Source organism: Nocardiopsis sp. FIRDI 009, from assembly GCF_003386285.1.
Taxonomy (GTDB): domain Bacteria; phylum Actinomycetota; class Actinomycetes; order Streptosporangiales; family Streptosporangiaceae; genus Nocardiopsis.
Genome location: NZ_QPNC01000020.1, coordinates 21,942 through 42,598 on the forward strand (window position 1 = coordinate 21,942; position 20,657 = coordinate 42,598).

Genomic DNA, 20,657 nt, shown 5'->3' on the forward strand with positions numbered 1-20,657 from the left:
CGTCCAGGGGGATGGGCCCCCGGTAGCCCTGGCACATGCACTGCCGGCACGGCACCACATGCAGGTCAGAGCTACTGCGAAGGGGTGTCAGGTGCCTAAGAGGGTGCCTGACCCTCTCCGTTCACCCCCTCATCCGTCAGGATCGCGTCCATCCGCTGTGCCCCCTCGGTGAGGACGGGCCTCAGCTCCCGTCGATAGTAGGTCTCCGTGGTCACTGTCGTGGCGTGTCCGGCGATGCGCGCGATCTCCTCGATCGGCACACCGTCCGCGGACATCATCGAGATGAAGCTGTGCCTCAACTCACGGAGTGTCCAGTTCTCCAGACCGGCCTTCCTGAGGATCGGTAGGAACATCTTGTTCGTGGTGAACCGTGTGTAGGGCTTCCCCATCGCTGTGCAGAACACCAGCCCCGCATCGTGCCAGTTCTCACCGGCCTGTACCCGCTGCCGCTCTTGCTCCTGGCGGCGGTCCCTCAGAGCCTCCACCGCGAGCTCCCCCAGAGCGAGAGTGCGCTTGCTCTTGCGTGTCTTGGTGTCACCGCCGACGCGGTCAGAGCGCCACACAGAGATCGACGGGGGGATAGGCGGGTCCGCTACCGGGTCCCCTTCCAAATCCACCAGGTCCCATTTGAGCGCTCGGGCTTCCTCGTTCCGAATCCCGGTCGTCAGCATCACCACGATGTATGGGTAGAGCGCGTAGCCGCGTGCGGAGTTGAGCAGTGCTCGTGCCTGAACGAGCGTGAGTGATTTGCTGGGTCGGCCGGGCTGGCCTTCGGGTGCTTCCACGAGATCGGCGACGTTCCGAATGACCTTGCCGCGTTTCTGGGCTTGCTGGATCGCTGAGCGGAGGATCCACAGGAGGCGACGAAGCACTGATGTCGCCAGTACGTCGGACCGGTCGTCCAACCATTCCTCTACGTCCTCAGGTTCGAGATCTCGAAGTTTGAGGCGGCCGATGGTGTCCTTGATGTGTACCTTGAATTGTTGCCGGTACTGGTTCACCGTATCCTCTGAGCGTCCTTTCTTCGGGGTCCCGAGCCAGTCGTCAACGGCGTCCGCGACCGTGTACCTTGCAGAGGACTTCACACCTGCATCGAGTTCGTTTCGGAGTTTCCGAAGTTCGTTGCGAACTTCCGTCTTCGTCGCTCCGTAGACCTTGGGTCGGCGGCGTTTCCCTCGGGCATCGAACCCCAAGGAGATCGACCCGACGTAGCACTTCTTATCCTTGTCCCAGTGGATGCTCCCCTCACCCCGACGGCCCCGGCGTTTCTTGCCTTCCTGGGGTTCGTTTTCGCTGGGCATCGAATCCGTGTTCCTTTCTATGAGGTCGAACCAGGGGCGGAGACGTGCGGCCGCATCAGTGATGCGGCCGCACGTCAGATCAGGCGGCCAACTCGGCTTCCTTTTCCAGCAAGGCGACGAACTCGGTGATCGCACTGGCCGGGATTCGGCGGGCACGGCCGACCTTGACGAAGCGCAGGCGTCCGGCGCGCATCTGCTCATACAGCTCCGCGCGGCTCAGACGGAGGGCCTGCGTCGCATCCTCGACGGTGTACAGAGCCTGCGGAAGGCGCTGTGCGGGGATGGGGTGTTCGGTCATGATGGATGTGCTCCTTCCAAGGGGCGCGGTCCCGGCGGCGTGCTTGGCGGCTATTCGCCGGGGCCGCTTTCGTGGGTCAGGAGTCGGACAGTCGGACACCGGGCGGTTCCGGGTGTCCGGCCTGTTCTCCCTGTTCAGCGGGGGCGGTCGGACAGTCGGACACCGGGGACACCTCCGGTGCCGGGGCGGCGGAGTAGCGGCCGGAGGCGTCCTTGGTGAGCTGTCCGGCCTCCGCCATCCGGGAGCAGTACCGACGGATGGTGTCGGCCTCGATGGAGGGCAGCCCGGCCGCGATGTCCTTGGGCCGGACCCCGGGGTTGTCGCGCACGTACCGCAGGACGGCGGCGCGGGTGTCGCTGACGGTGTGGTCGGAGACGGGACCGTCCAGCAGCTGCCAAGCTCCACGGTCCTTGTGGAACTTCAGGGCGTGTTCGGATTCGTCCACGTCGCGGCCGGTGACGTGCAGGATGCCGTCCGCTTGCCCACGTGCCCGTTTGAGCACGAGGGTGGCGTCCGCAGCTCCGGCGAGTCCGTTGGTGCCGGAGACCTCAGCGAGGAAGTCGTCGGAACCGGCCTTGCGGACGTGGTGGACCAGCACCACGGCGATTCCGTAGGAGTCGGCCAGCTTCTTGGCGTGCCCGACGGCGGCGTAGTCGGCGTCGTAGGCCGATGCCCCAGGCGGGGAGGTGCCCCGGACCTTGGCGAACACGTCGATGACGACCATGCGGGCGTCGGGGTTGCGCTCCAACCAGTCCGCGATGGCCTGAGTGCCGCCCTGCGGCAGGGGTGGGCACTGGGTGGCCAGCGTCAGGGAGGCGGGGGCGGCGCGCCCGTTGAGGATCTTGCCCATGCGGCTCTGCAACCGCCGTGGGGTGTCCTCCAACGCCAGGTAGAGGACCGGCCCCGCTTGGACGGGGACGGACTCCAGGGCGGTGCCCCCGGCAGCGACCGACAGCCCCAGTCCGAGGGAGAGCCAGGACTTGCCGACCTTGGGCGGTCCGGCCAACAGGTTGACCCCTTCCGAGAGGATGCCGGGCACGGCCCACCGGGGTTCGGGGAACTGGGCCGCCATCAGTTCAGCGGCGGTCCACGCGGTGCGCCTGCGCACCTGTGCCGCCTCCTCCTGCGGACTGGGCGGAGTCTCAGCCACGGGCTGGAGGTGCTGCGGGCTCAACGGGTTGCTCATGCGGCGACCCTCCGGGGACGCTTGGCCCCGGCTCGCAGGCCGGAGGCGATCGTCTTCGGGATCTCGCGGGGTTTCTGGCCGACTTGGGCAGCGGCTTCGGAGAGCCAGCCGGTCACCTCGTGTTCGGTCAGTTCGCCTCCGGCCACCAGCTGTCCCAGGGCGACGGCGGCCTGGTAGAGGGCGTTGTTGTGGTTGCGAGGCGCGGACTGGGTGACCCGCCGAATCTCATCGGTGACAGCGGAGCGCAGGTAGGCCGAGCGGCGGTCGTGCGCCACCAGGGGAACAGAGACCGGGCGCTGGGGCGGCACCGGAGTCGGTCGCAGCAGTTCCGCCAGCCAGCTGGGGAGTGGTGCCACGTCCGCAGGGTTCGTGACGGTGTAGGAGCCGCACCCGTCGGCGTCGGCGACGTAGGACCCAGGGCCGACCACGTACCCACCTATGGCGCGGGTGTCGATCAGCCACCCGAGCTTGCCCGTGGTATTGCGGTAGGCCGCGTGCTCAGGGGCGGCGAAGTACAGGTGCAGTCCGCCCCTGCGGGTGGTCACGGTGAAGGTGTTCAGCCAGCTGGTGTCACCGTCGGCGTGCTCCTTGGCGAGTGTGACGAACACGCTGACCCCGTCGGTGATGCCGGGGCGCGCCCACTCCGGAGGCGGTGTCTCGCCGTCCTTGGGGGTGTCCAGGTCGACCACGACCAGTCCCGAGGGGCCGCAGGCGACGGCGACGTTGTGGGTGGGGTGGGCTCCCCAGTAGGCACGGATGGCGTTCTCGTCGCGGGTGGCGTGCCGCTCCCAGTCGGTGAAGGTGCGCACGGGCCGCTTGGCGCGGGTGCGCAGCGGGAACACCGACCAGCCGCGGCGGGCAGCCGCGATCGCGTGCGGTAGGACGTTGATCGGGGTCATGCCGCTGCCTCCAACTCCCAGGTCTCCGGAGCGCCGCCCTCGTGGCAGGCCGGGCACTGCCCGAGTGAGGTGGGGATGACGTAGACGAACACCAGGCGGCAGGTCGGGCAGGTGCGACGGGCACGCATCGCGGCGGCCAGCCCCCGGGCGCGAGCCTCGGTGAACTCCTCCTTCGGGCGGGCCTCGCTGATGCGGTAGAGGGCAGCGGTGCGGACACCGTTCTTGGCCCTGCGGGAGCGCCACATCAGCTGAGCGGTGGGCTCGCTGGTTCCGGGGCGCAACCCCATGTTGGCCAGCTGTTTACGGGTGGCCAGGTCGTCGTCGGCCAGCCAGGCGGTGCCCCAGGGGTAGGTGGGCAGGCCGTAGCGGGAGCCGTCGGGGTCGAGGAAGCGAAGAGAGGTCACAGGGTGACCTCCGAACGGGTCTGGGGCATGATGGTTGATGCCTTCCGGTCGTTGATCGGGTGGTGTTCCTTCTGGGAGCGAGGCCCTGGTGGTTGCTTGGCGGCTATGCACCAGGGCCTCAGTCGTGTATTCAGGCCGCGTCCATCAGGCGGCTGATGGTGGCCTCGATGTCGAGGCGGGCGGCCTCGGCCCCGGCCCGCACCGCCTCGTAAGTGGCGGCCAGAAACTCGCGCAGGTCGGTCTGGTTGAGGACCACCCGCCCGAACTCGCCCGGGGCGAAGAAGTCCACCGCGATACCCCGAGGCGCGCTCTGGGGTCGGCCATGCCGGGTGTGCGGACCCACCCGCACGTCCCCGACCCCGGAAGGGCGGATCAGTCCCTGGGACAGGACGTCGCGGTCGATCTCCCACACGCCGCCGTCCGGGTGGGGATCGGTGGGCTCGAAACCGAGGCGGACCATGAACGGGTCAGCGGGGTCGTAAGACAGCGCGAGGGTGGTCACCGTGTCGTGGGTGGGACCGACGACCATCCCCAGGACGTGGCGGGTGAGGGGCCGTGCGGGCATGTTCTGCACCATGAGGTTCGCTACTTTCCGTGATTGCTTTTGGGTGGGTGGTGGCGGACCGTGGGAGGGGTCCAACCCCACCCCCCAGCGGTGTTTCGGGGTGTTGTCGCAGGTCGCTCTAGTGCTCTATATCCCTGCTCATCGATGGTTTGGTGCGCTAGTGGGGTCGCTAGTACTAGCGATGGGCACCGCTAGTACCAGCGCCGCATTCCGGCTCTCATCCGGACCGCTTTTCGTCACGCTCAGCGATCGCGGCGGTGATCTCGTCCAGGACGATCCCGTACTTGGTGGACCGCTTGCCGTTCACGGTCCGCCCGACCGGCCTGGCCTTGATCCCGTAGGGCTTGACGGCGGTGTTGAGCTGGCGGGCCTTGGGCGTGTCCTCCATCTGCGCCCACGGCCCGTAGACGTCGGGGCGCAGGTTGGCCAGGCGGTCGACCAGGTCCACCGACCAGACCTTGTCCTCACCGGCTGGCCAGATCGCGGCCAGGTCTTCGAGCACGTCGCTCGTGGCCGGGGTATCAGCGGTGGCGGTGTCCTCTCCGGCGGCGACCCCGGTCAGGCGCCCGGCCCGCTCGCGCAGGGTGCGGGCACGGTCAGCGACCCTCTCGGCGTCGGGGCCGTCCACGAACGCTGACCGGCAGATCAACGGGTCGTCGGCCACCCCGACCGCGTAGGCGATGCCCTTGTCCGACATGGTGAACGTCGTGGCCCGCAGCCCGTTCTTGTAGCTGGACGTGCCCAGCACCATGTCGTTCTCGACCTGACCCATCACCTTGAAGCACAACCGCAACCCCACGTTCGCGGACACCCCCGTGGGGATGGCGTCCTTGTCCGGACGCTGGGTCGCGGCGATCAGGATGATCCCCAGCGCGGGACCCAACCGGATCATCTCCTCAGCGATCTCACTGGCCTCGCTGCCCAGCTCCTTGTGGTCGAAGAGCATCTGGCACTCGTCGATCGCGAACACGATGGGCTGCAACCCCAGCTTCTTGTTCGCGGCCAGTTCGGGGGTGACCTTGTTTTCCGGGCACAGATCCCGGGGCAGGTTGGCGATGACGTCGGCCCGGCGGACCAACTCCCTGCGGACCTCGCGCAGGGAGCGCAACGCTCGCTCCAGGACCGGGTCGGTGAACCCTTGGCCGTAGTCGTGGCAGACCTTCTCCAGCATGGACAGGTCCCCGGTGCCTTTGAGTTCGAAGATCCGCAGTTCGACGGTGACGTCCAACGCGGCGGCCAGCAGCAGCACCCGAAGCGCGAACGTCTTGCCCATGCGCGGGATCGCGCCGATCAGCAGGTTGGCGAACATCAACGTGATCGACACGGGCCGCCCGCGCTGGTCGACCCCGTAGGGCAGCGGGTCGAAGATACTGGCCGAACCGCTCTCCAGCAGCGGCCAGGGGGCCTGTTTGGCCTTGTTCATGGGCTGGTCGCCCACCCACAGCACCAACCGGCCCGGGTGTTCCTCGGACACGCCCTCGGGCCACACGCACCCCAGTGGCCTGCGGAGACCGGAGGCGAGTTTCTCGCGGCGCTCGACCACGTCGGCGGCGGTCACCCCGTAGGGCAGGTCGACCTCGGCCCGCCACCCAGGGCCGTCCCTGGTAATGGGGGCGGTGAAGTTGATCCCCGCTCCCTTGGGCGCCAGAGCCTTGGTGATCTCGCTGATCCCCAACGCCCCGAGGGCGCGTAGGACGGCGTCGGAGTCGAGCTTGGCCACGTGGGTGGGTAGCACCGCCCGGTCGATGAGCGGCCGGTCCGGACGCCTGCCCAACAGTCCGAACACCAAGGAGGCGCCGAACAGCGACCACCACAGGCCGACCGTGGCCACGCTGGCGGCCCCGACGGTGACCAGCACGGGCAGAACGGCCACGACGGTCAGAATCACGCGGGCCTTGACGCGGTGGTCGTGGCGCATGGTCAACATCAGGTACCGCTGGGAGTCGCCGTTGACCTTGCTGACCAGACCCTCGGACAGGTCCATCTTCAGCTCACGCCCGGCGGCCTCCTTGATCAGGGCACGGGATTCGGTGTCGGCGACCCAGCGGGTGTAGCCACCCACGACCCGGGCCAGCCCACGCGGAGAACGTCCCATCAGCCGAAGCAGATAGAGGGGGGAGCGGGTGGCGTGGTAGGCGGCCACGTGCGCGTGGTAAGCGGCCACCCACCGCATCACCTGTGCGGCTTCCTGCCGGGACTGCATCCAGCTGGGCAGGATGGGCCGGGCGGTGCGGGAGCGCTCGGCCAGGTCGGCCAGCCAGCGCGACTCCTTAGCCCACGCATCGACCTGGGCATCCACCCGCAGTGCCGGGCTGGTGTCGTCGGTGTCGAGGACCTCCACATCGGCGTCCTCGATCACCTCCACCTCGGGGTTGGTGGCGGGGGTGGGGGGCTCACGGTCGGGTTCGGATGCCTGGGTGCGGTCGGGGAAGGGCAGCACCCGCCCGTCGGTGTCTGCCCCGTGGGGCAGTTCCCAGGGCGCGTGGTGCGGGGTGGGGCGGCTCATGCGGCGTTCTCCTCACGGGCAGCGTGGACGACGGACAGGTGCTCGGGAGCGGCAACGGTCTCGGTGCGCTCCTCGCGGGCGGCGAGAACACGCTTGGCCCGGTCGTAACCACAGCCGAGAGCGGTCATCGCACGGCGCACGGAAACACCCTCGGGAACCTCTCCGGCCTCGATCAGGGCGTCCAACTTCGCGGTCAGGTCGGCGTCGGACAGCTCCCGGGTGGACGGCTTCGCGGCGCTGGGAGTGGCGGTCTTGGGAAGCTTGCGGCCCTTGTCGACACGCCTCTTCGGGGGCGTTTCCGAACCCCGGTGTCCTTGCTGGTCAGGGGTCGAACGGCGACCGGTGTCGGCAGCTGGTTCGGAAACGGTCTGGGGCGGGGGCGGGGTGTTCTTCCCAGGGGTAGGGCGAGAGCACCGCACGACGGCCAGCCGGGTCGACCCGGCTGGGATCATGAGAGCGTTCTCGGCAAGCCGGGAACGGTCCATCACGGCCGTGGCCGGGGTGTTCTCGTGCTTGTTTTCGGGGGTGCTCTCGCGGGTGTTGTCGTCGCGGTCGGCGGTGAGTTCAGCGAGGGTCTTGACACCGTCCCCTTCGGTGGGGCGTGCGTGGGTGATGCCCTTCTCGATGACACCGACCAGGTGCGCGGTCATCGCGGCCCCGATCGGCCCCAGCGAGTGCGCGATCAGACCCCCGATCGCGGTGCCGCTCAACTCGTTCGGCCAGTGTCCGACGGTGTTGAGCAGAATGCTGACCGCCAGACAACCCCACATGATCTTGTTGGCGTCCTCGGGCAGGGAGCCGCCGGAGGACTCCAGCCGTGCGCGGCACAGGATGACCCACCCGACGATGCCGATCAGGGCCGGTTCCAGCAGCCACAGCGCCCACCACATGGCGGTGAACGGTTCGGTGCCGGTCATGGCGGCGGCTCCGGCGTGCACCCCGGCGGTCGACCAGGCGGCGAACGCGGCCAGCACCGGCATCAACGCCGACAGGGTCAGGGTGCGGGTGCGCTGCACCCGCAGGGCGCGGGCCTCGGCGGACTGGGCGATGTCAGCGGCCAGCTTGGCGCGTTCCAGGTCGGCGCGGTGCTTGTCGCGGGTCAGGTCCTGGCGGATGGCGCGGGCGGTCATCGCACGGCGGGCCTTGTCGCGGAACCGCTCGACACGGTCGTCCTTGCGGGCGGCGACCCGCTTCCGGCGGGCGGCGAGTTCCTCGCGGATCTGCTCGGGAGTGCGCTCGGTGTCGGTGGTGGGGGTGGTGTCGGGCTGGGAAGTCATCAGCGGGTGCCTCCTTCCGCGTGTCGGGTGGGGATGGGGGGCAGGGGGCGGGCGACCAGGGCGGCGGTGTGGTCCAGGGCCAGGGCCGCTCCGGCCAGCGGCAGGGCCGCCAGCCGGAGCACGACCACGACCAGGGCCAGCAGCAGCACCGCGGCGAGGGTGAGGACACCGGCGGCCTGGATCATGTGCGTGGTGGTCACCGGCCCGCCTCCCCACGCTGGGCAAGGACGGTGGCCTGAGCCGCGACGGTGATGCCGGTGCCCTGCCAGTCGCGGTGGTAGAGCGTGGCGATACCGGTTCGGGGCGAAGGGGCCTCGACGGGCTCACCCAGGACACGGGACAGGTCGGCCAGCCAGGCGGCCCGCTCGGCGGGGGTGGTGCCGGTGTCACGGATGATCAGGTCGATCAAGGGGCTGGCGGTGTCGCCGCCGATGTAGCTGAGGTAGACGGTCACCCCGGTGTGGGCGGACCACCGCTCATCCATCTGGCCGATGATCACCGACGCGATCACGGCCAGCTCGGGCGTGGACAGCGGGCGCGTGGCCTGAACGGTCTGGGGCTTTGCGATCATGGGAAGTGCTTCCTCCTTGGGAGCGGCGGCCCCGGCGGGCTTTGGCGGCTTAGCGCCGGGGCCGCGTCATGTGCGGTGTGGCTCCTGCTGGCGGCTATGAAGCAGGAGCCGCGTCACAGATCAGAGGTCGCGCAGCTTGCGACGCGCGTAGTTCAGGTCGTTGACGAGCTGGTCGCGCATGCGGCGGTCGGCCGCGGTGATCCGGCCGGCGTTGAGGTTGCGCTTGGGGTCCCGGATCAGGTCGTGGACGCGGATCTCCTCCTCCGTCTCGCGGATGCTCTCTTCCAGCTGCTTCTTGAGTTGCTTGCGGGTCGCCTCGTGGCGGGCGCGGTCCTCAGGGGTCTGACCGGTCAGTGCAGTGCGCAGACGGTCACGCAGGCTCATGGAAGCTCCTTTGATACGGGCGGTGTGTGGTGGACCGTGTGGTCCCGGCACCGCCCCGAGGGACGGCACCGCCAACACACGGCGGGTGTGGAGGGTCAGCCCAGCCAGTACTCATCCGGCGGGGTGCTGTAGAGCCGCTCCACAGCGGCCAGCCCGGCGGGGGTGACGGTGATGTCGCCCGTCGCCGCGAAGTGGGCCACCCACACGGCTTCCAGCGCCTGGTGGGGCAGGTCACGGGCGTGGCCTTCGGCCAGCGCGTGGGAGACGGTGACGTCGGCCAGTTCCTGGAGTTTGGCCGCGCTCACCCACCGGGCGCCGGTGGTCTCCTCCGGGTCCGGAGCCAGCTGTCCGTCGGCCTGCACGTCGTAGAGCCACCAGTAGTGGCCCGGGGTGGGCTCAGCTGGCAGGGACTGGCACAGGTTGGTCAGGCGCACCTCGTGAAGCAGCTCGTAGGACAGGACGGTCAGCCCGACTTCCTCACGCATCTCCGCGACCAGGGCGTCGATGACGTCGGTGTGCGCGTCGTAGACGTGTCCGGCGACCGGGGCCTGTCCGACGGGCCACCAGGCGCGGCCGATCAGCAAGTACTCCCAGCCGGTGGTGGTCTGGCGGCGCCCCCGGGCGCCCACCGAGGTCCCACAGCAGCGCGTGGTCTTGGTCGTGCTGGTCATGGTGTTCTTCCCTTCGCGGCGGTGGGCGTGTTCAGCGGATGCGGCCGGAGACACTGGTGGTGGTCAGTCGCGGCTGGTGGCCGGGCCTGGTGTGGGTGCGGATGCCACCAGAGACCGTGGCCAGGGACACCGACTCGTCGGTGGCCAGCTCAGCGCGGACGTCGCCGCTGGTGGTCGAGACCGTGACCTGACCGGCGGCCGTGAGGGTGATGTCACCGGAGACGCTCTGGACTGTCGTGGTGGGACCGGTCAGGTCCAGGTCCACATCCCCGCTGGTGGTCTGCACCTGAGCCGCTCCGGTCACCTTCTGGATCTCGACGTCGCCGGAGACGGTCACGGCCCGCAGGGAGCCGACCGTCTCGGCCTCCAGGTCGGCGGCGGTGCCGTGGTGCTTCCACCCGGCCAAGAAACCCCGCACCCGGACCAGCCCGGCGTCGATGCGGCTGGCCAGGTGGGACCTGGCGGACATGACCACGCTGCCGTTGATGCTCCCGGCCTGGATGACGGTGCCCCGACCGGAGAAACCGAAGGTCATGGAGGTCGTGTTCGTCCGCTCCGGGGGCAGGGACACCGTCCACTCGCGTCCGGTCTGCTCGTTGGTGGCGGCCTCGACCACGTCGGCGGGGCCGCTCAGGCGGACGCTGGCCGCGTGGGCGGTCGGGTCCACGGTGACGGTGGTGTGCAGGACCGGGGCGCTGATCCGCAGGGTGATCGGTCCGGTGATCTGGCTGGTCAGGGTGCGCTCGATGCTGGTCACGGGCGGGCTCCGTTCAGGGTGATCAGGGCAAGGACGGCGTAGGCGGTCAGGCACAGGGCGGCCAGGATCCACAGGGACAGGTCCATCACGCCGCCTCGCTGACGTCGTCGCGGAGACGGTCGATCTCCTTGGCGGTGTAGCCAGCCCACACACCAGCGGCGGGCTTCACGCGCAGGGCCAGTTCCAGGCACAGCGCCCGGGCGGGGCAGGACTCGCACAGGGCGGCTGCGGAGCGCTCGCGGAGCTTCTTGGCGGCGCGAGTCTCGCTGTAAGGGGTGGCGGTGTCGGGCTCGAAGAACAGCTCCGGCTGTGCGGCGCACGGGAGCGTGTGGTCAGCCAGATCGGCACGGAGTCGCGCCGTGGTCTGGTCCCTCAGGTCGGGGATCACAGAACCTCCTCGGGTCGGAAACGACGCCCAGATCCTGCTGGCGGCTATGAAGCAGGAGCCGAGCAACTCATCTAGGCAACATGGTTGTCTGGGTTGCATGGGTAAGTCAAGAGGGTGGGAAGATTTTTCTTCTGGGTCTCCTAGGCAGGCGGGCGTAGGCTGGGGGCATGAGCGTTGAGCCAGCAGAAGCCCCCCGACTCGATCCGACCGACACGCGCCCCAAGTTCCGCCAGATCGCGAGCGCGATCCGCGCGTCGATCGAGGCGGGGGAGTACCCCGACGGCAAACTGCCGTCCGGCCCCCAGCTCGCAGAGCAGTACGACGTGGCTCGAATGACCATCTCGGATGCCATACGCGAGCTGAGGGACGAAGGTCTTGTGGTCTCCAAGCAAGGTGTCGGCGTGTTCGTGAGGGAGCGGAATCCAGCGGACGGAGAGAGAAGCGCGAAGGCCGAACTACGAGAGGTCCATGATGAACTGGCACGACTCCAAGCACAGCTCGAAAACGTCCAAGTGAAGATTCGCTCACTCATCGATCAGTCCTGATCTACAAGGACTCGACAAACGTGCCGACAGCATCTGCGGCAGTGAAGAGACCGCTTGCGATTCCGGACACGATGCTGGCGGCAACCTCAGGGCTCTGAATTACGAAGATCAGGAACACGATCGTGACGACATACGGCCAGATCTTCTTCGGCTGAGTGGGAATCATGGATTCTTCTTCCCGTGGGGGGATCGGGCTCTTAAAAGAATCCATGAACCACTGTCTGCGGGTAAGTGACATCACAGGTGTCAGTGGGTGACAAACCTGGTGACAAGCGCTTGTCACCAGGGCACCACTGGCACGCGGGCCGGGGGTAAGGAAAGCTAGGAACACCTATCTAGGAGGCGCAGATGGATGATCGTCCCGCGTGGGCAAGACGACTCACAGCCGAACGAGAGGCCCGGGGTTGGTCGCAAACTCGAGTGATCACGGCGATGCGCCTGCACTCGAAGAGCGCTCTCCCCAGTGATGACTCTCTGCTCCGCTCCTGGAAGCGCTGGGAGACGGGGGCCGCGAAGCCTTCATCCCAGTACCAGTCCCTGATCGCCTCGGTCTTCGGGACGGTGACCACCAGCATCTTTCCGGTGCAGGCACGCCGTGACGCAGGGGCGGAACTCGCTGTCACGGGTATGGAGACCTATGACATCTTGGCCAGGCTCCAAACCTCGGACATCGACGCCTCGATGATCGAGGCCCTGCACATCACCACTGACCGTCTGGCGTCCGAGTACCCCTACATGCCCAGCGAACAGCTGTTGGTCGAAGCACGCCAGTGGCTGCGCAGGGTCGCCGGACTCCAGAGTCAGCGACTGACCTTCTCCCAGCACCGTGAGGTCCTGGTGACTGCGGGATGGCTCGCGCTTCTCGTGGCGTGCCTGGAGCACGACATGGGAGACCCCCGATCAGCTGAGGCGACGAGGAAGGCCGCTATGGCACTCGGGCGTGAGGCCGGTCACCCGGAGATCGGTGGTTGGGCTCACGAGATTCGTGCCTGGATGTCCCTCACCCGTGGAGATCTGCGAGGTGTGGTCGCAGCGGCGCAGGAAGGTCGCGAGGTCTCGGAAGGCTACGGGGTCAACGTTCAACTTGCGGGGCAGGCCGCCAAGGCGTGGGCGCGGTTGGGTGATCGCCGCCAGACCGAGTTGGCCTTGGAGGAGGGGAGGAAGGCCCTGGAGCGACTCCCCCACCCCGAGAATCTCGAGAATCATTTCGTGGTCGACCCCACGAAATTCGACTTCTACGCAATGGACTGCTATCGCTACCTCGGTGAGGATGCCCTCGCTTCGAATCTTGCGCGTGTGGTCATCGAATCAGGAACCGACTTCGATGGAACCGAGCGAACGCCGATGCGTATCGCTGAGGCCCGTATCACCCTCGGTGTGGCAGCTGCGAGGGAAGGCGACCTCGACCAGGCCATCGCGTACGGTGATCAAGCACTGGAGTCTGGAAGGAAGTCCATCCCATCCCTCCTTATGGTGAGTCGAGATCTAACAGAGGTGCTCCGCGCGCGCTACCCCTCAGAAAAAGAGTCAAACGAGTTCTTCGAGCGCCTTTCTGAGATCCGTCCCTGAATATTCACATGATCCAACCCCCACTCCTCAACGGAGGGATCAGAGAATGTTCAAACGCGGTGACGGAGTCATCACAACCAAGGCGCTCGGGATGCTGGGAGATGTACCCAGCGGCTCATTCGGCGTAGTTCAGGAAGCCGGATTCCTGGGTGACTACACCGTCCAGGTCATCCCTGGAGATCGTGTTCTCCACGGAGTCAGGGGCAGCGACTTGACTCCGGCGACAGACCTCCCTTGGTGGGCTCAGCGGGCACCGCAACGTCAGGTCGACATCGAGGATGCCCCCCTGAGTGTCTCCACACCACCTCGTGACGGAGTCTCTGTCCTCGGATGGCTGGTGCGTCTCGTAGTGGCTGGACTGCTGGTGCTTATGGCTCTCTACGGACTGAGCGCTTGGACGTGAGCGGTGTAGGGGACGTGGCGTAAGGAGTGTCCCACGTGTCCGACTGTCCGACTGAGTCTTTGACCAGCAAAAACAGCCCGGACACCCCAGGATCGGCAGTGTCCGACTGTCCGGTCGAGAGGCTGAAACACGGGGGGTGTTTCAGCCAGCTTGGTTCGCGGTGGACCGTGAGCAGGTGCTCAAGGACCTGAAAAATCGACCTCACCAGATGCTCTCAGACAGGCGAACGTAACCGTTCGAAGGTGATCCATCGTGGTCTCAACAGCCATGCGCACAGGGCGTCTCAGGAAGCCGTCGACGGCAGACAACCACGGCATCCCGTGGACGTCCGTGGACGGATGAGACTGAGCTGTTGAAGTGCGTGGATCTGACGATCGACATCGGAGTGATGAGCGCAAAGGAGGCCGCGGCCGAGATCCTCGGAGCGTTCGTCCATCAGGCGGGGGACGTCTCCAGTTGAGCATCGGTCATCGAATGCGGCGGAGAGGAAGGGGGCCAGACGCTGTCTGCGTCTGGCCCCCTTGGCGTTCTCGGGGCCTGCCGAACCGGTGTTTCGCTCTCTCCTTGGGGTGCCTAACAGGGGGCCTAACCCAGACGGACGCCTATGGACACCGTCGGACGTTGACGGACTTCCAAGTCAGGGTCCGTTGCCCTCGGTCAGGTCGGGGGCGTAGTACTCGTCCAGGGGGATGGGCCCCCGGTAGCCCTGGCACATGCACTGCCGATAGGTGGAACCGGCCTGCCCGGTCCACCTACCGGGGATGACCACCTGGGTCTGGCACTTCTTGGTCTCCTTGTCGTGGAAGACCAGGTGGTGGCCGCAACCGCAGAGCGGCTGCGGTTGCTGCTGTCCGCCCTGCACGGCCCGGTGCTGCTCGTACTGGCGCTGGTGGGCCAGGGAGGCGCGCACCTGGCGCCTCGCCACCTGGCGTCCGGCGACGAACCCGACCACCGCGATGACCGCCCCGACCACCATAGACACCGGCTCCATCGGGCGGCTCCCTTCCCTTGTCGCACACGGCGCCCGGTTCCGGGCGCCACCATTGTCTCCCATCATTGGGCGCACAGGAATCCGGTTCCGTTCCCGCACCGTGTCCGTGGCCGCTCCGCGTGCCCGGGACGGAGCCACGACCTCGCCCGGCCCGTCCGCCTACGACCCGGTCCGGTCCTCGCGCAACCCCTTGAGCGTGGCGACGTCGGCCGCGTGCGGTTCGGCCGGGCCGGGCGTCTCCAGGATCAGCGGAACTCCGGCGGTCACCGGGTGCGTGAACAGCTCCCCGAACGGCTCGGAGCCGATGTGCCCCGCGCCGATGTTCTCGTGCCGGTCCTTCCTGCTCCCGCACGGCTCCTTGGAGTCGTTGACGTGGATCACCCGCAGCCGGTCCCGCCCCACGACCTCGCCGAAGCGGTCCAGCGCCTCGCGCATGCCCTCCGGGGTGGAGATGTCGTGCCCGGCGGCGAACATGTGCGCCGTGTCCAGGCACACGCCCACGTTCCCGTGCCAGTCCAGGGCCTCGAGGTAGGGCACCAGGTCGTCGACGGTGGCGCACAGCACCTGCCCCTGCCCGGCCATCGGCTCCAGGAGCACCGGCGGCACGTCGTCGCCGAGCCGCTCCAGCAGCGGCATCAGCCGGTCCCGGGTGCGCTCCAGGCCGGCCTCCCGGCCGCCCGAGACCGCCGACCCGGTGTGCACGACCACCCCGCGCGCGTTGATCTGCCCGCCCCGGACCAGGGCGTGCTCCAGGGAGCGGACCGACTTCTGCGCGGTCTCGTCGCTGGGCGTGCCCAGGTTGATCAGGTAGGGCGCGTGCACGAAGAGCGGCAGTCCGGTGCGCTCGCGCATGCGCGCGTCCTGCTCCGGGTCGCCTCCGTTGGTCGCCCATCCGCGCGGGTTGGACACGAACACCTGTACCGTCTCGGCGCCGATCTCCTCGGCGTAGGCCAGACCCTTGGTCGCCATGCCGCCCGCGACCGGGACGTGCGCTCCGACCGGGGACTGGGGTCGCTGCTCTTCTTTGTTCATAGCGGGGACCAGCCTAGACGCAGATGGTCGCGGGTCCGGCCGCGCCGGGCGGGCGCGGCCGCAGACGCCCGCTCACCCCAGCGGCGGGATCCGGTGGTTGGGCAGGATCACCTCGCGCGGGTCGTACCCGGCCCTGATCCGGGACAGGCGGTCGAAGTCCTCCGCCGCGAAGGCATCCCGGACCTCGGCGTCGGTGAGCGGACCGAAGCTGAACCCGAGCGAGCGCCCACGGGCCCGGTCGGCCAGGAGTGACGCGACCTCGTCCCGGAGCGCGCGCCGCTCGGGACCGTCCTCGCCGCCGACGGTGAGCACGGTCACCGAGTAGGCGGCGTCGCGATGGCCGACCGCGTTGGGCCGTTCCGGCGGACGCGCCAGGGCGCCGCCGAGGTGGCGGAGCCCGACCACCGCAGTGAACGGCAGACCGGGGCCGGTCAGTTCGGTCAGCCGCGCGGTGGCGGCCGGGTCCAGTCCGTCCACCAGGAGGTTGCGCGACCGGTAGCCGTGCGGGCGGTCGGGTTCGGCGTAGACCCCGCCCGACTCCGCGTAGGGCAGCTCGCCCAGCGCGTCCATGAGGACGGGCCCGGCGGAGCGCAGCGGTTCCACCACGGCCGGCCCCCGCTCGGGTCGGCCCGCCCAGGCCACCGCCACCTGCGCGACGTGCCTGCCCCGCAGCGGTCCGGGCACCCCCGGCGCGTCGGGCAGGACCAGCTTCGTCAGGCCCGAGGTCAGCTCCTCGGGCACCGCCTCGGTCCACGAGCGCCAGGCGTCCAGGATCTCGGGCGCCCGGTCGGCGTCGAGGTACAGGCTGCCGCCGTAGAACCGGTCGACCGGGAAGAGCGCGATCTCCATCCCGGTGACCACGCCGAAGGAGCCGCCACCGCCGCGCACGGCCCAGAACAGGTCCGGTTCCTCCTCGGCCGAGACGCGGCGCGACCGCCCGTCCGCGGTCACCACGTCGAACCGCCTCACGTGGTCGGCGGCGTACCCGTGGGTTCTGCCCAGCAGACCCACACCCCCGGTCAGCGTGTACGGAACCGCGCCGACACCCGGGGCGCTCCCGGACAGCGGGGCCAGCCCGTACTCGGCGGCGGCCGCGATGACGCGGGCCCAGGGGGCGCCCGCCGCCACCCACGCCGTGTGCCGGTCGGGGTCCACCCGCACCTCCGCCAGCCGCCGGGTGCTGATCAGCACGCCCCCGTCCAGGGGAACCCCCACCCCGTGGCCGCTGGCCTGGACCGCGACCCGGAGCCCGTGGTCCGCCGCGACGGCCACGGCCACGCCGACATCCCGTGCGTCGGCCGCGCCGACCACGGCCGCGGGCCGGTGCCCGCCCAGCAGTTGGAGCCCGGCGCGCTCCGCGTCGTACCCGTCCTCCGCCGGTGACAGCACCGGTCCGGAGACCCGCGCGACCAGCGCCCGTGCCACGTTCGTGTCCTGCGTCGTCTGCGTCATGCGGCCAACCTAGGAGGCGATGCGGCCACATCCTGGCCGCGATTCCTGGCATTCTGGGCGCATGTGCGAGGACTCGGTCCGCAGGGGCATGCCGCAGCGGCTGCTGCGTCTGCTGTCCCTGTTGCAGAGCCGACGCGAGTGGTCGGGCGCGGAGCTGACCGAACGCCTCGGCGTCAGCGCCCGCACCCTGCGCCGCGACGTCGACCGGCTCCGGTCGCTCGACTACCAGGTGGAGGGCGTTCCCGGGGTCGCGGGCGGCTACCGGCTCGCCCCCGGACACGACCTCCCGCCGCTGCTGCTCGACGACGAGGAGGCGGTGGCCATCGGGCTCGGCCTGTCGACCGTCTCTGGCGTCGAGGAGAGCGCGCTCCGGGCCCTGGCCAAACTCCAGCGGGTGCTGCCGACCCGGCTGCGGCCACGCCTGGCCGCGGTCAGCGGCACCATCACGGCGGTGCGCCGTGCCGGGACCCCGAGGGTCAGCCCCGGCGACCTGGCCGTGCTCGGCTCGTGCTGCCGCGAGTACGCGGTCGTGGACTTTGACTACCGCGACCGCGCGGGACGTACGCAGGAGCGTCGGGTCGAACCCCACCACCTGGTCGACCACGGGGACCGCTGGTACCTGGTGGCGTACGACACCGGCCGCGGGGACTGGCGTACCTTCCGGGTGGACCGGATGGACCGCGTCCGCCGCACCCACCGCCGCTTCACCCCCAGGGAGCTTCCCGCCGCCGACCCCGCCGAGTACGTCGTCCGCTCCTTCGCCGGGGCGACCCACCGCCACACCGCGCGGATCGTCCTCGGCCTGTCGGCCGCGACCGCGCGCTCCCGGCTGCACGGTCCGATCCCGGGAGAGATCGAGGCCGCGGGGGAGGACTCGTGCACGGTGCGGATCAGCGCCGACTCGCTCGACCTGGTCTGCCAGTACACGATGGCGGTGCTCTCCCTCGGCGCCGACTTCGACCTCGACGCGCCGCCCGAGGTCGTCGATCGTCTGGGCTCCGTGTGCGGTCGACTCGCGGACCGCCCTCCCGCGCACGGCGGCCCGCCGAAGCGCTAGGGTCGGGGCCGTGAACACCGCGACCCCACCCCACAGTCTGGCCGACGTGATCTCCGCCTTCGAGGAGATGTACCCTCCGAGCTGGGCCATGTCCTGGGACGCCGTCGGCCTCGTGTGCGGGGACCCCGAGCAGACCGTGCGGCGCGTCCTCTTCGCCGTCGACCCCGTCGCCGCGGTCGTGGACGAGGCCCTGGAGTGGGGCGCGGACCTGATCATCACCCACCACCCGCTCATGCTGCGCGGCGTCACGAGTGTGGCCGCCGACACCCCCAAGGGCAACGTCGTGCACCGGCTCATCCGCGCCGGGGCCGCCCTGTACACCGCGCACACCAACGCCGACACGGCCGCGCCCGGTGTGTCCGACGCCCTGGCGCGCGCGGTCGGCCTCAACGGGGAGCTGCGCCCCCTCGACCCCGACACCACCGACCCCGAGGGGCGGCGCGGCATCGGACGGATCGGCATCCTGGACCAGCCGATGATCCTGCACGACTTCGCCGCCCAGGTGGCCCAGGGGCTGCCCGCGACGGCCCCCGGGATCCGTGTCGCGGGCGACCTGGACCGCCTGGTCACCATCGTCGCCGTGTCCGGCGGGGCGGGCGACTCGCTGCTCGGCGCCGCACGGGCGGCGGGGGTGGACGTGTTCGTCACCTCGGACCTGCGCCACCACCCGGCCTCGGAGTTCGTCGAGGACCCCGGACCCGCCCTCATCGACACCCCCCACTTCGCCAGCGAGTGGCCCTGGCTCGCGGACGGGGCGATCCACCTGGCCGACGCACTCGCGCGCGCGAACGGCTCCGATGGGGCTAACGTGGAGATCCGGGTGTCGACGATCGTGACGGACGCCTGGTCGCGGGCCTTCTCCCACATCTGACGGCCCCCTTCCGCCCCGCCGGGCGGTCGAACCAACTGCACAGAGACGGGCGCGGACGGCGACCCCGCCTTCCCCAGCCACTCCAGGAGACGTGACAAGTGAAAGCCGAACCCGCCGCACAGGCCAGACTGCTCGACCTCCAGGCCCTGGACACCGAGCTCCAGCGTCTGGACCACCGTGCCCGGAACCTCAAGGAGGTCTCCGAGGCGGCGGAGCTCAAGGAGCGCGTGGAGGCGATCGACGCCGAACTGATCGCCGTGCGGACGCGGATCTCCGACGTGGGCCGCGAGCAGCGCAAGGCGGAGAGCGACGTCGACCAGGTGCGGGCGCGCGCCGAACGCGACTCCAAGCGCCTGGAGTCGGGTGCCATCACCAACGCCAAGGAGTTGCAGAACCTCCAGTCGGAGATCGCCTCCCTGGGCCGCCGCCAGGCCGAACTGGAGGAGGTCGTGCTGGAGGTGATGGAGCGCGCCGAGGGCCTGGAGGCCGAGGCGGCCCGTCTGGCCGCCGAGCACGAGGCGACCGCCGCCAAGTACACCGAGGTCGTCGCCCGCCGCGACACCGCCGCCGCCGAGATCCGGTTGGACCGGGACCGGATCGCCCGGAACCGTGAACGGGTGGCCGCCGACGTGCCCGCCGACCTGCTGGCACTGTACGACAAGCTGCGCGACCAGTACGACGGGCTGGCCGCCGCGCCGCTGCGGTACGGGCGCTGCGGCGGCTGCAAGCTCGCCCTGAGCACGGTGGAACTCAACGAGATCCGCGCGACCCCCGCGGACGAGGTCGTCCGCTGTGAGGACTGCCGTCGCATTCTGGTGCGCACCGAGGAGCCGGGTCCGGGCGCCCAGACCGCGCAGTGAGCACCGGCTGGGGGACCGCGGAGGAGCACCCGACCCGGCTGGTGCTGCTGCGGCACGGGCAGACCCCGCTGTCCGTGGAACGCCGGTTCGCCGGGCGTGGTGACTTCCCGCTGACCGACCAGGGGCACGTCCAGGCCCGGGCGGCGGCGCGCCGCCTGGCCGCCTGGCCGATCGACGCGGTGGTCTCCTCCCCGCTCCGGCGGGCCCGCGACACCGCCGCCTACGCCGCCGAGGAGCTCGGGCTGCCGGTCGAGGTCGACGAGGGGTTCGTGGAGACCGACTTCGGTGCCTGGGAGGGGATGACCTTCGCCGAGGCGCGGGAGCGGGCGCCCGGTGACGTCGACGCGTGGCTGGCCGACCCGGAGACGGCGCCGCCCGGGGGCGAGAGCTTCGCCAAGGCGGCGGAGCGGGTCGGTGCCGCGCGCGAGGCCCTCCTCGACCGGCACCGGGGACGCACCGTCCTGGTGGTCACGCACGTGACCCCGATCAAGGTGGTCGTGCAGCAGGCGATGCTCGCCCCGGTGACGGCCCTGTACCGGATGTACCTGGACACGGCCTGTCTGACCGAGGTGGACTGCTACGCGGACGGGCCCATGGTGGTGCGGTCCCTGAACGACACCGCCCATCTGGACGAGAGCCGCGGCGAACGTGCGTAGAATGCGGGGTGAGG

Annotated in this window: 24 protein-coding genes; 6 read left to right on the plus strand and 18 right to left on the minus strand. The window is 69.5% G+C overall.

Annotated elements, in window-relative coordinates; genetic code table 11:
* Positions 1-95: 95 nt before the first annotated feature.
* The 14 genes from DVR05_RS18150 to DVR05_RS18215 all read right to left on the minus strand — a co-directional run bounded on the left by DVR05_RS18150 (position 96) and on the right by DVR05_RS18215 (position 11,207).
* Positions 96-1,301: a site-specific integrase gene (locus DVR05_RS18150; RefSeq protein WP_116247105.1), complete on the minus strand. Its 1,206-nt coding sequence runs from the start codon at positions 1,299-1,301 to the stop codon at positions 96-98.
* A 79-nt stretch (positions 1,302-1,380) separates the two neighbouring features.
* Complete coding sequence (locus DVR05_RS18155; RefSeq protein ID WP_116247106.1) at positions 1,381-1,599, minus strand: helix-turn-helix domain-containing protein; 219 nt, start codon at positions 1,597-1,599, stop codon at positions 1,381-1,383.
* Positions 1,600-1,675: 76 nt separating this feature from the next.
* On the minus strand, positions 1,676-2,785 hold the full coding sequence (locus DVR05_RS18160) for an AAA family ATPase (protein WP_116247107.1): 1,110 nt from the start codon (positions 2,783-2,785) through the stop codon (positions 1,676-1,678).
* Complete coding sequence (locus DVR05_RS18165) at positions 2,782-3,684, minus strand: bifunctional DNA primase/polymerase (protein ID WP_116247108.1); 903 nt, start codon at positions 3,682-3,684, stop codon at positions 2,782-2,784. The genes DVR05_RS18160 and DVR05_RS18165 overlap by 4 nt, the downstream gene beginning before the upstream one ends.
* Positions 3,681-4,088 (minus strand): RRQRL motif-containing zinc-binding protein, encoded by a 408-nt coding sequence (locus tag DVR05_RS18170; RefSeq protein WP_116247109.1) that lies wholly within the window; start codon positions 4,086-4,088, stop codon positions 3,681-3,683. Before DVR05_RS18170 ends, DVR05_RS18165 begins: the two co-directional genes overlap by 4 nt.
* 130 nt (positions 4,089-4,218) lie before the next feature.
* On the minus strand, positions 4,219-4,653 hold the full coding sequence (locus tag DVR05_RS18175) for an SsgA family sporulation/cell division regulator (protein WP_157982472.1): 435 nt from the start codon (positions 4,651-4,653) through the stop codon (positions 4,219-4,221).
* A 217-nt stretch (positions 4,654-4,870) separates the two neighbouring features.
* Positions 4,871-7,159, minus strand: a complete 2,289-nt coding sequence (locus DVR05_RS18180) for a cell division protein FtsK (RefSeq protein ID WP_116247111.1) — start codon at positions 7,157-7,159, stop codon at positions 4,871-4,873.
* Complete coding sequence (locus DVR05_RS18185) at positions 7,156-8,436, minus strand: hypothetical protein (RefSeq protein WP_116247112.1); 1,281 nt, start codon at positions 8,434-8,436, stop codon at positions 7,156-7,158. The genes DVR05_RS18180 and DVR05_RS18185 overlap by 4 nt, the downstream gene beginning before the upstream one ends.
* Positions 8,436-8,636: a hypothetical protein gene (locus DVR05_RS18190; RefSeq protein WP_116247113.1), complete on the minus strand. Its 201-nt coding sequence runs from the start codon at positions 8,634-8,636 to the stop codon at positions 8,436-8,438. Before DVR05_RS18190 ends, DVR05_RS18185 begins: the two co-directional genes overlap by 1 nt.
* Positions 8,633-9,007, minus strand: a complete 375-nt coding sequence (locus DVR05_RS18195) for a hypothetical protein (protein WP_116247114.1) — start codon at positions 9,005-9,007, stop codon at positions 8,633-8,635. Before DVR05_RS18195 ends, DVR05_RS18190 begins: the two co-directional genes overlap by 4 nt.
* A 120-nt stretch (positions 9,008-9,127) precedes the next feature.
* On the minus strand, positions 9,128-9,391 hold the full coding sequence (locus tag DVR05_RS18200) for a hypothetical protein (protein WP_116247115.1): 264 nt from the start codon (positions 9,389-9,391) through the stop codon (positions 9,128-9,130).
* Positions 9,392-9,486: 95 nt separating this feature from the next.
* The gene (locus DVR05_RS18205) at positions 9,487-10,062 is read right to left on the minus strand and encodes an NUDIX domain-containing protein (protein ID WP_116247116.1); all 576 of its coding nucleotides are present in this window, start codon (positions 10,060-10,062) and stop codon (positions 9,487-9,489) included.
* A 31-nt stretch (positions 10,063-10,093) separates the two neighbouring features.
* Positions 10,094-10,819: a DUF4097 family beta strand repeat-containing protein gene (locus DVR05_RS18210; RefSeq protein WP_116247117.1), complete on the minus strand. Its 726-nt coding sequence runs from the start codon at positions 10,817-10,819 to the stop codon at positions 10,094-10,096.
* Between the two features lie 85 nt (positions 10,820-10,904).
* Complete coding sequence (locus tag DVR05_RS18215; RefSeq protein ID WP_157982473.1) at positions 10,905-11,207, minus strand: WhiB family transcriptional regulator; 303 nt, start codon at positions 11,205-11,207, stop codon at positions 10,905-10,907.
* A 167-nt stretch (positions 11,208-11,374) separates the two neighbouring features.
* Between DVR05_RS18215 and DVR05_RS18220 the strand changes: the two genes are divergently transcribed.
* Positions 11,375-11,752 carry a GntR family transcriptional regulator gene (locus DVR05_RS18220; protein WP_116247119.1) on the plus strand — a complete coding sequence of 126 codons (378 nt, stop codon included), beginning with the start codon at positions 11,375-11,377 and terminating at the stop codon, positions 11,750-11,752.
* Position 11,753: 1 nt separating this feature from the next.
* On the opposite strand, the gene DVR05_RS26660 is transcribed toward DVR05_RS18220, so the two are convergent.
* Positions 11,754-11,918, minus strand: coding sequence for a hypothetical protein (locus DVR05_RS26660; protein ID WP_157982474.1), 165 nt, complete (start codon positions 11,916-11,918; stop codon positions 11,754-11,756).
* Between the two features lie 254 nt (positions 11,919-12,172).
* Between DVR05_RS26660 and DVR05_RS18225 the strand changes: the two genes are divergently transcribed.
* The gene (locus DVR05_RS18225) at positions 12,173-13,321 is read left to right on the plus strand and encodes an XRE family transcriptional regulator (protein WP_232832207.1); all 1,149 of its coding nucleotides are present in this window, start codon (positions 12,173-12,175) and stop codon (positions 13,319-13,321) included.
* 1,040 nt (positions 13,322-14,361) lie between these two features.
* On the opposite strand, the gene DVR05_RS18230 is transcribed toward DVR05_RS18225, so the two are convergent.
* The 3 genes from DVR05_RS18230 to DVR05_RS18240 all read right to left on the minus strand — a co-directional run bounded on the left by DVR05_RS18230 (position 14,362) and on the right by DVR05_RS18240 (position 17,199).
* Complete coding sequence (locus tag DVR05_RS18230; RefSeq protein WP_116247120.1) at positions 14,362-14,715, minus strand: hypothetical protein; 354 nt, start codon at positions 14,713-14,715, stop codon at positions 14,362-14,364.
* Between the two features lie 159 nt (positions 14,716-14,874).
* Positions 14,875-15,747 (minus strand): deoxyribonuclease IV, encoded by an 873-nt coding sequence (locus DVR05_RS18235; RefSeq protein ID WP_116247121.1) that lies wholly within the window; start codon positions 15,745-15,747, stop codon positions 14,875-14,877.
* Between the two features lie 72 nt (positions 15,748-15,819).
* Positions 15,820-17,199: an FAD-binding oxidoreductase gene (locus DVR05_RS18240; RefSeq protein ID WP_116247122.1), complete on the minus strand. Its 1,380-nt coding sequence runs from the start codon at positions 17,197-17,199 to the stop codon at positions 15,820-15,822.
* Between the two features lie 61 nt (positions 17,200-17,260).
* Here DVR05_RS18240 and DVR05_RS18245 point away from each other — a divergent pair, with 61 nt between their 5' ends.
* The 4 genes from DVR05_RS18245 to DVR05_RS18260 all read left to right on the plus strand — a co-directional run bounded on the left by DVR05_RS18245 (position 17,261) and on the right by DVR05_RS18260 (position 20,643).
* Positions 17,261-18,256: a YafY family protein gene (locus DVR05_RS18245; protein WP_232832208.1), complete on the plus strand. Its 996-nt coding sequence runs from the start codon at positions 17,261-17,263 to the stop codon at positions 18,254-18,256.
* Positions 18,257-18,266: 10 nt separating this feature from the next.
* Entirely contained in the window at positions 18,267-19,127 is an 861-nt protein-coding gene (locus DVR05_RS18250) for a Nif3-like dinuclear metal center hexameric protein (protein ID WP_116247124.1), read from the plus strand.
* A gap of 98 nt (positions 19,128-19,225) precedes the next feature.
* Positions 19,226-19,987 carry a zinc ribbon domain-containing protein gene (locus DVR05_RS18255; protein WP_116247125.1) on the plus strand — a complete coding sequence of 254 codons (762 nt, stop codon included), beginning with the start codon at positions 19,226-19,228 and terminating at the stop codon, positions 19,985-19,987.
* Positions 19,984-20,643 (plus strand): histidine phosphatase family protein, encoded by a 660-nt coding sequence (locus DVR05_RS18260; protein WP_116247126.1) that lies wholly within the window; start codon positions 19,984-19,986, stop codon positions 20,641-20,643. The genes DVR05_RS18255 and DVR05_RS18260 overlap by 4 nt, the downstream gene beginning before the upstream one ends.
* The last annotated feature ends 14 nt before the right edge of the window (positions 20,644-20,657 follow it).

What these genes read in the sequence shown, in the direction of transcription:
- DVR05_RS18230 (WP_116247120.1), bottom strand. Translation starts at nt 14,715, where the DNA reads ATGGAGCCGGTGTCTATGGTGGTCGGGGCGGTCATCGCGGTGGTCGGG.
- DVR05_RS18180 (WP_116247111.1), bottom strand. Translation starts at nt 7,159, where the DNA reads ATGAGCCGCCCCACCCCGCACCACGCGCCCTGGGAACTGCCCCACGGG.
- DVR05_RS18235 (WP_116247121.1), bottom strand. Translation starts at nt 15,747, where the DNA reads ATGAACAAAGAAGAGCAGCGACCCCAGTCCCCGGTCGGAGCGCACGTC.
- DVR05_RS18155 (WP_116247106.1), bottom strand. Translation starts at nt 1,599, where the DNA reads ATGACCGAACACCCCATCCCCGCACAGCGCCTTCCGCAGGCTCTGTAC.
- DVR05_RS18200 (WP_116247115.1), bottom strand. Translation starts at nt 9,391, where the DNA reads ATGAGCCTGCGTGACCGTCTGCGCACTGCACTGACCGGTCAGACCCCT.
- DVR05_RS18150 (WP_116247105.1), bottom strand. Translation starts at nt 1,301, where the DNA reads ATGCCCAGCGAAAACGAACCCCAGGAAGGCAAGAAACGCCGGGGCCGT.
- DVR05_RS18160 (WP_116247107.1), bottom strand. Translation starts at nt 2,785, where the DNA reads ATGAGCAACCCGTTGAGCCCGCAGCACCTCCAGCCCGTGGCTGAGACT.
- DVR05_RS26660 (WP_157982474.1), bottom strand. Translation starts at nt 11,918, where the DNA reads ATGATTCCCACTCAGCCGAAGAAGATCTGGCCGTATGTCGTCACGATC.
- DVR05_RS18205 (WP_116247116.1), bottom strand. Translation starts at nt 10,062, where the DNA reads ATGACCAGCACGACCAAGACCACGCGCTGCTGTGGGACCTCGGTGGGC.
- DVR05_RS18185 (WP_116247112.1), bottom strand. Translation starts at nt 8,436, where the DNA reads ATGACTTCCCAGCCCGACACCACCCCCACCACCGACACCGAGCGCACT.
- DVR05_RS18240 (WP_116247122.1), bottom strand. Translation starts at nt 17,199, where the DNA reads ATGACGCAGACGACGCAGGACACGAACGTGGCACGGGCGCTGGTCGCG.
- DVR05_RS18165 (WP_116247108.1), bottom strand. Translation starts at nt 3,684, where the DNA reads ATGACCCCGATCAACGTCCTACCGCACGCGATCGCGGCTGCCCGCCGC.
- DVR05_RS18220 (WP_116247119.1), top strand. Translation starts at nt 11,375, where the DNA reads ATGAGCGTTGAGCCAGCAGAAGCCCCCCGACTCGATCCGACCGACACG.
- DVR05_RS18175 (WP_157982472.1), bottom strand. Translation starts at nt 4,653, where the DNA reads ATGCCCGCACGGCCCCTCACCCGCCACGTCCTGGGGATGGTCGTCGGT.
- DVR05_RS18195 (WP_116247114.1), bottom strand. Translation starts at nt 9,007, where the DNA reads ATGATCGCAAAGCCCCAGACCGTTCAGGCCACGCGCCCGCTGTCCACG.
- DVR05_RS18245 (WP_232832208.1), top strand. Translation starts at nt 17,261, where the DNA reads ATGTGCGAGGACTCGGTCCGCAGGGGCATGCCGCAGCGGCTGCTGCGT.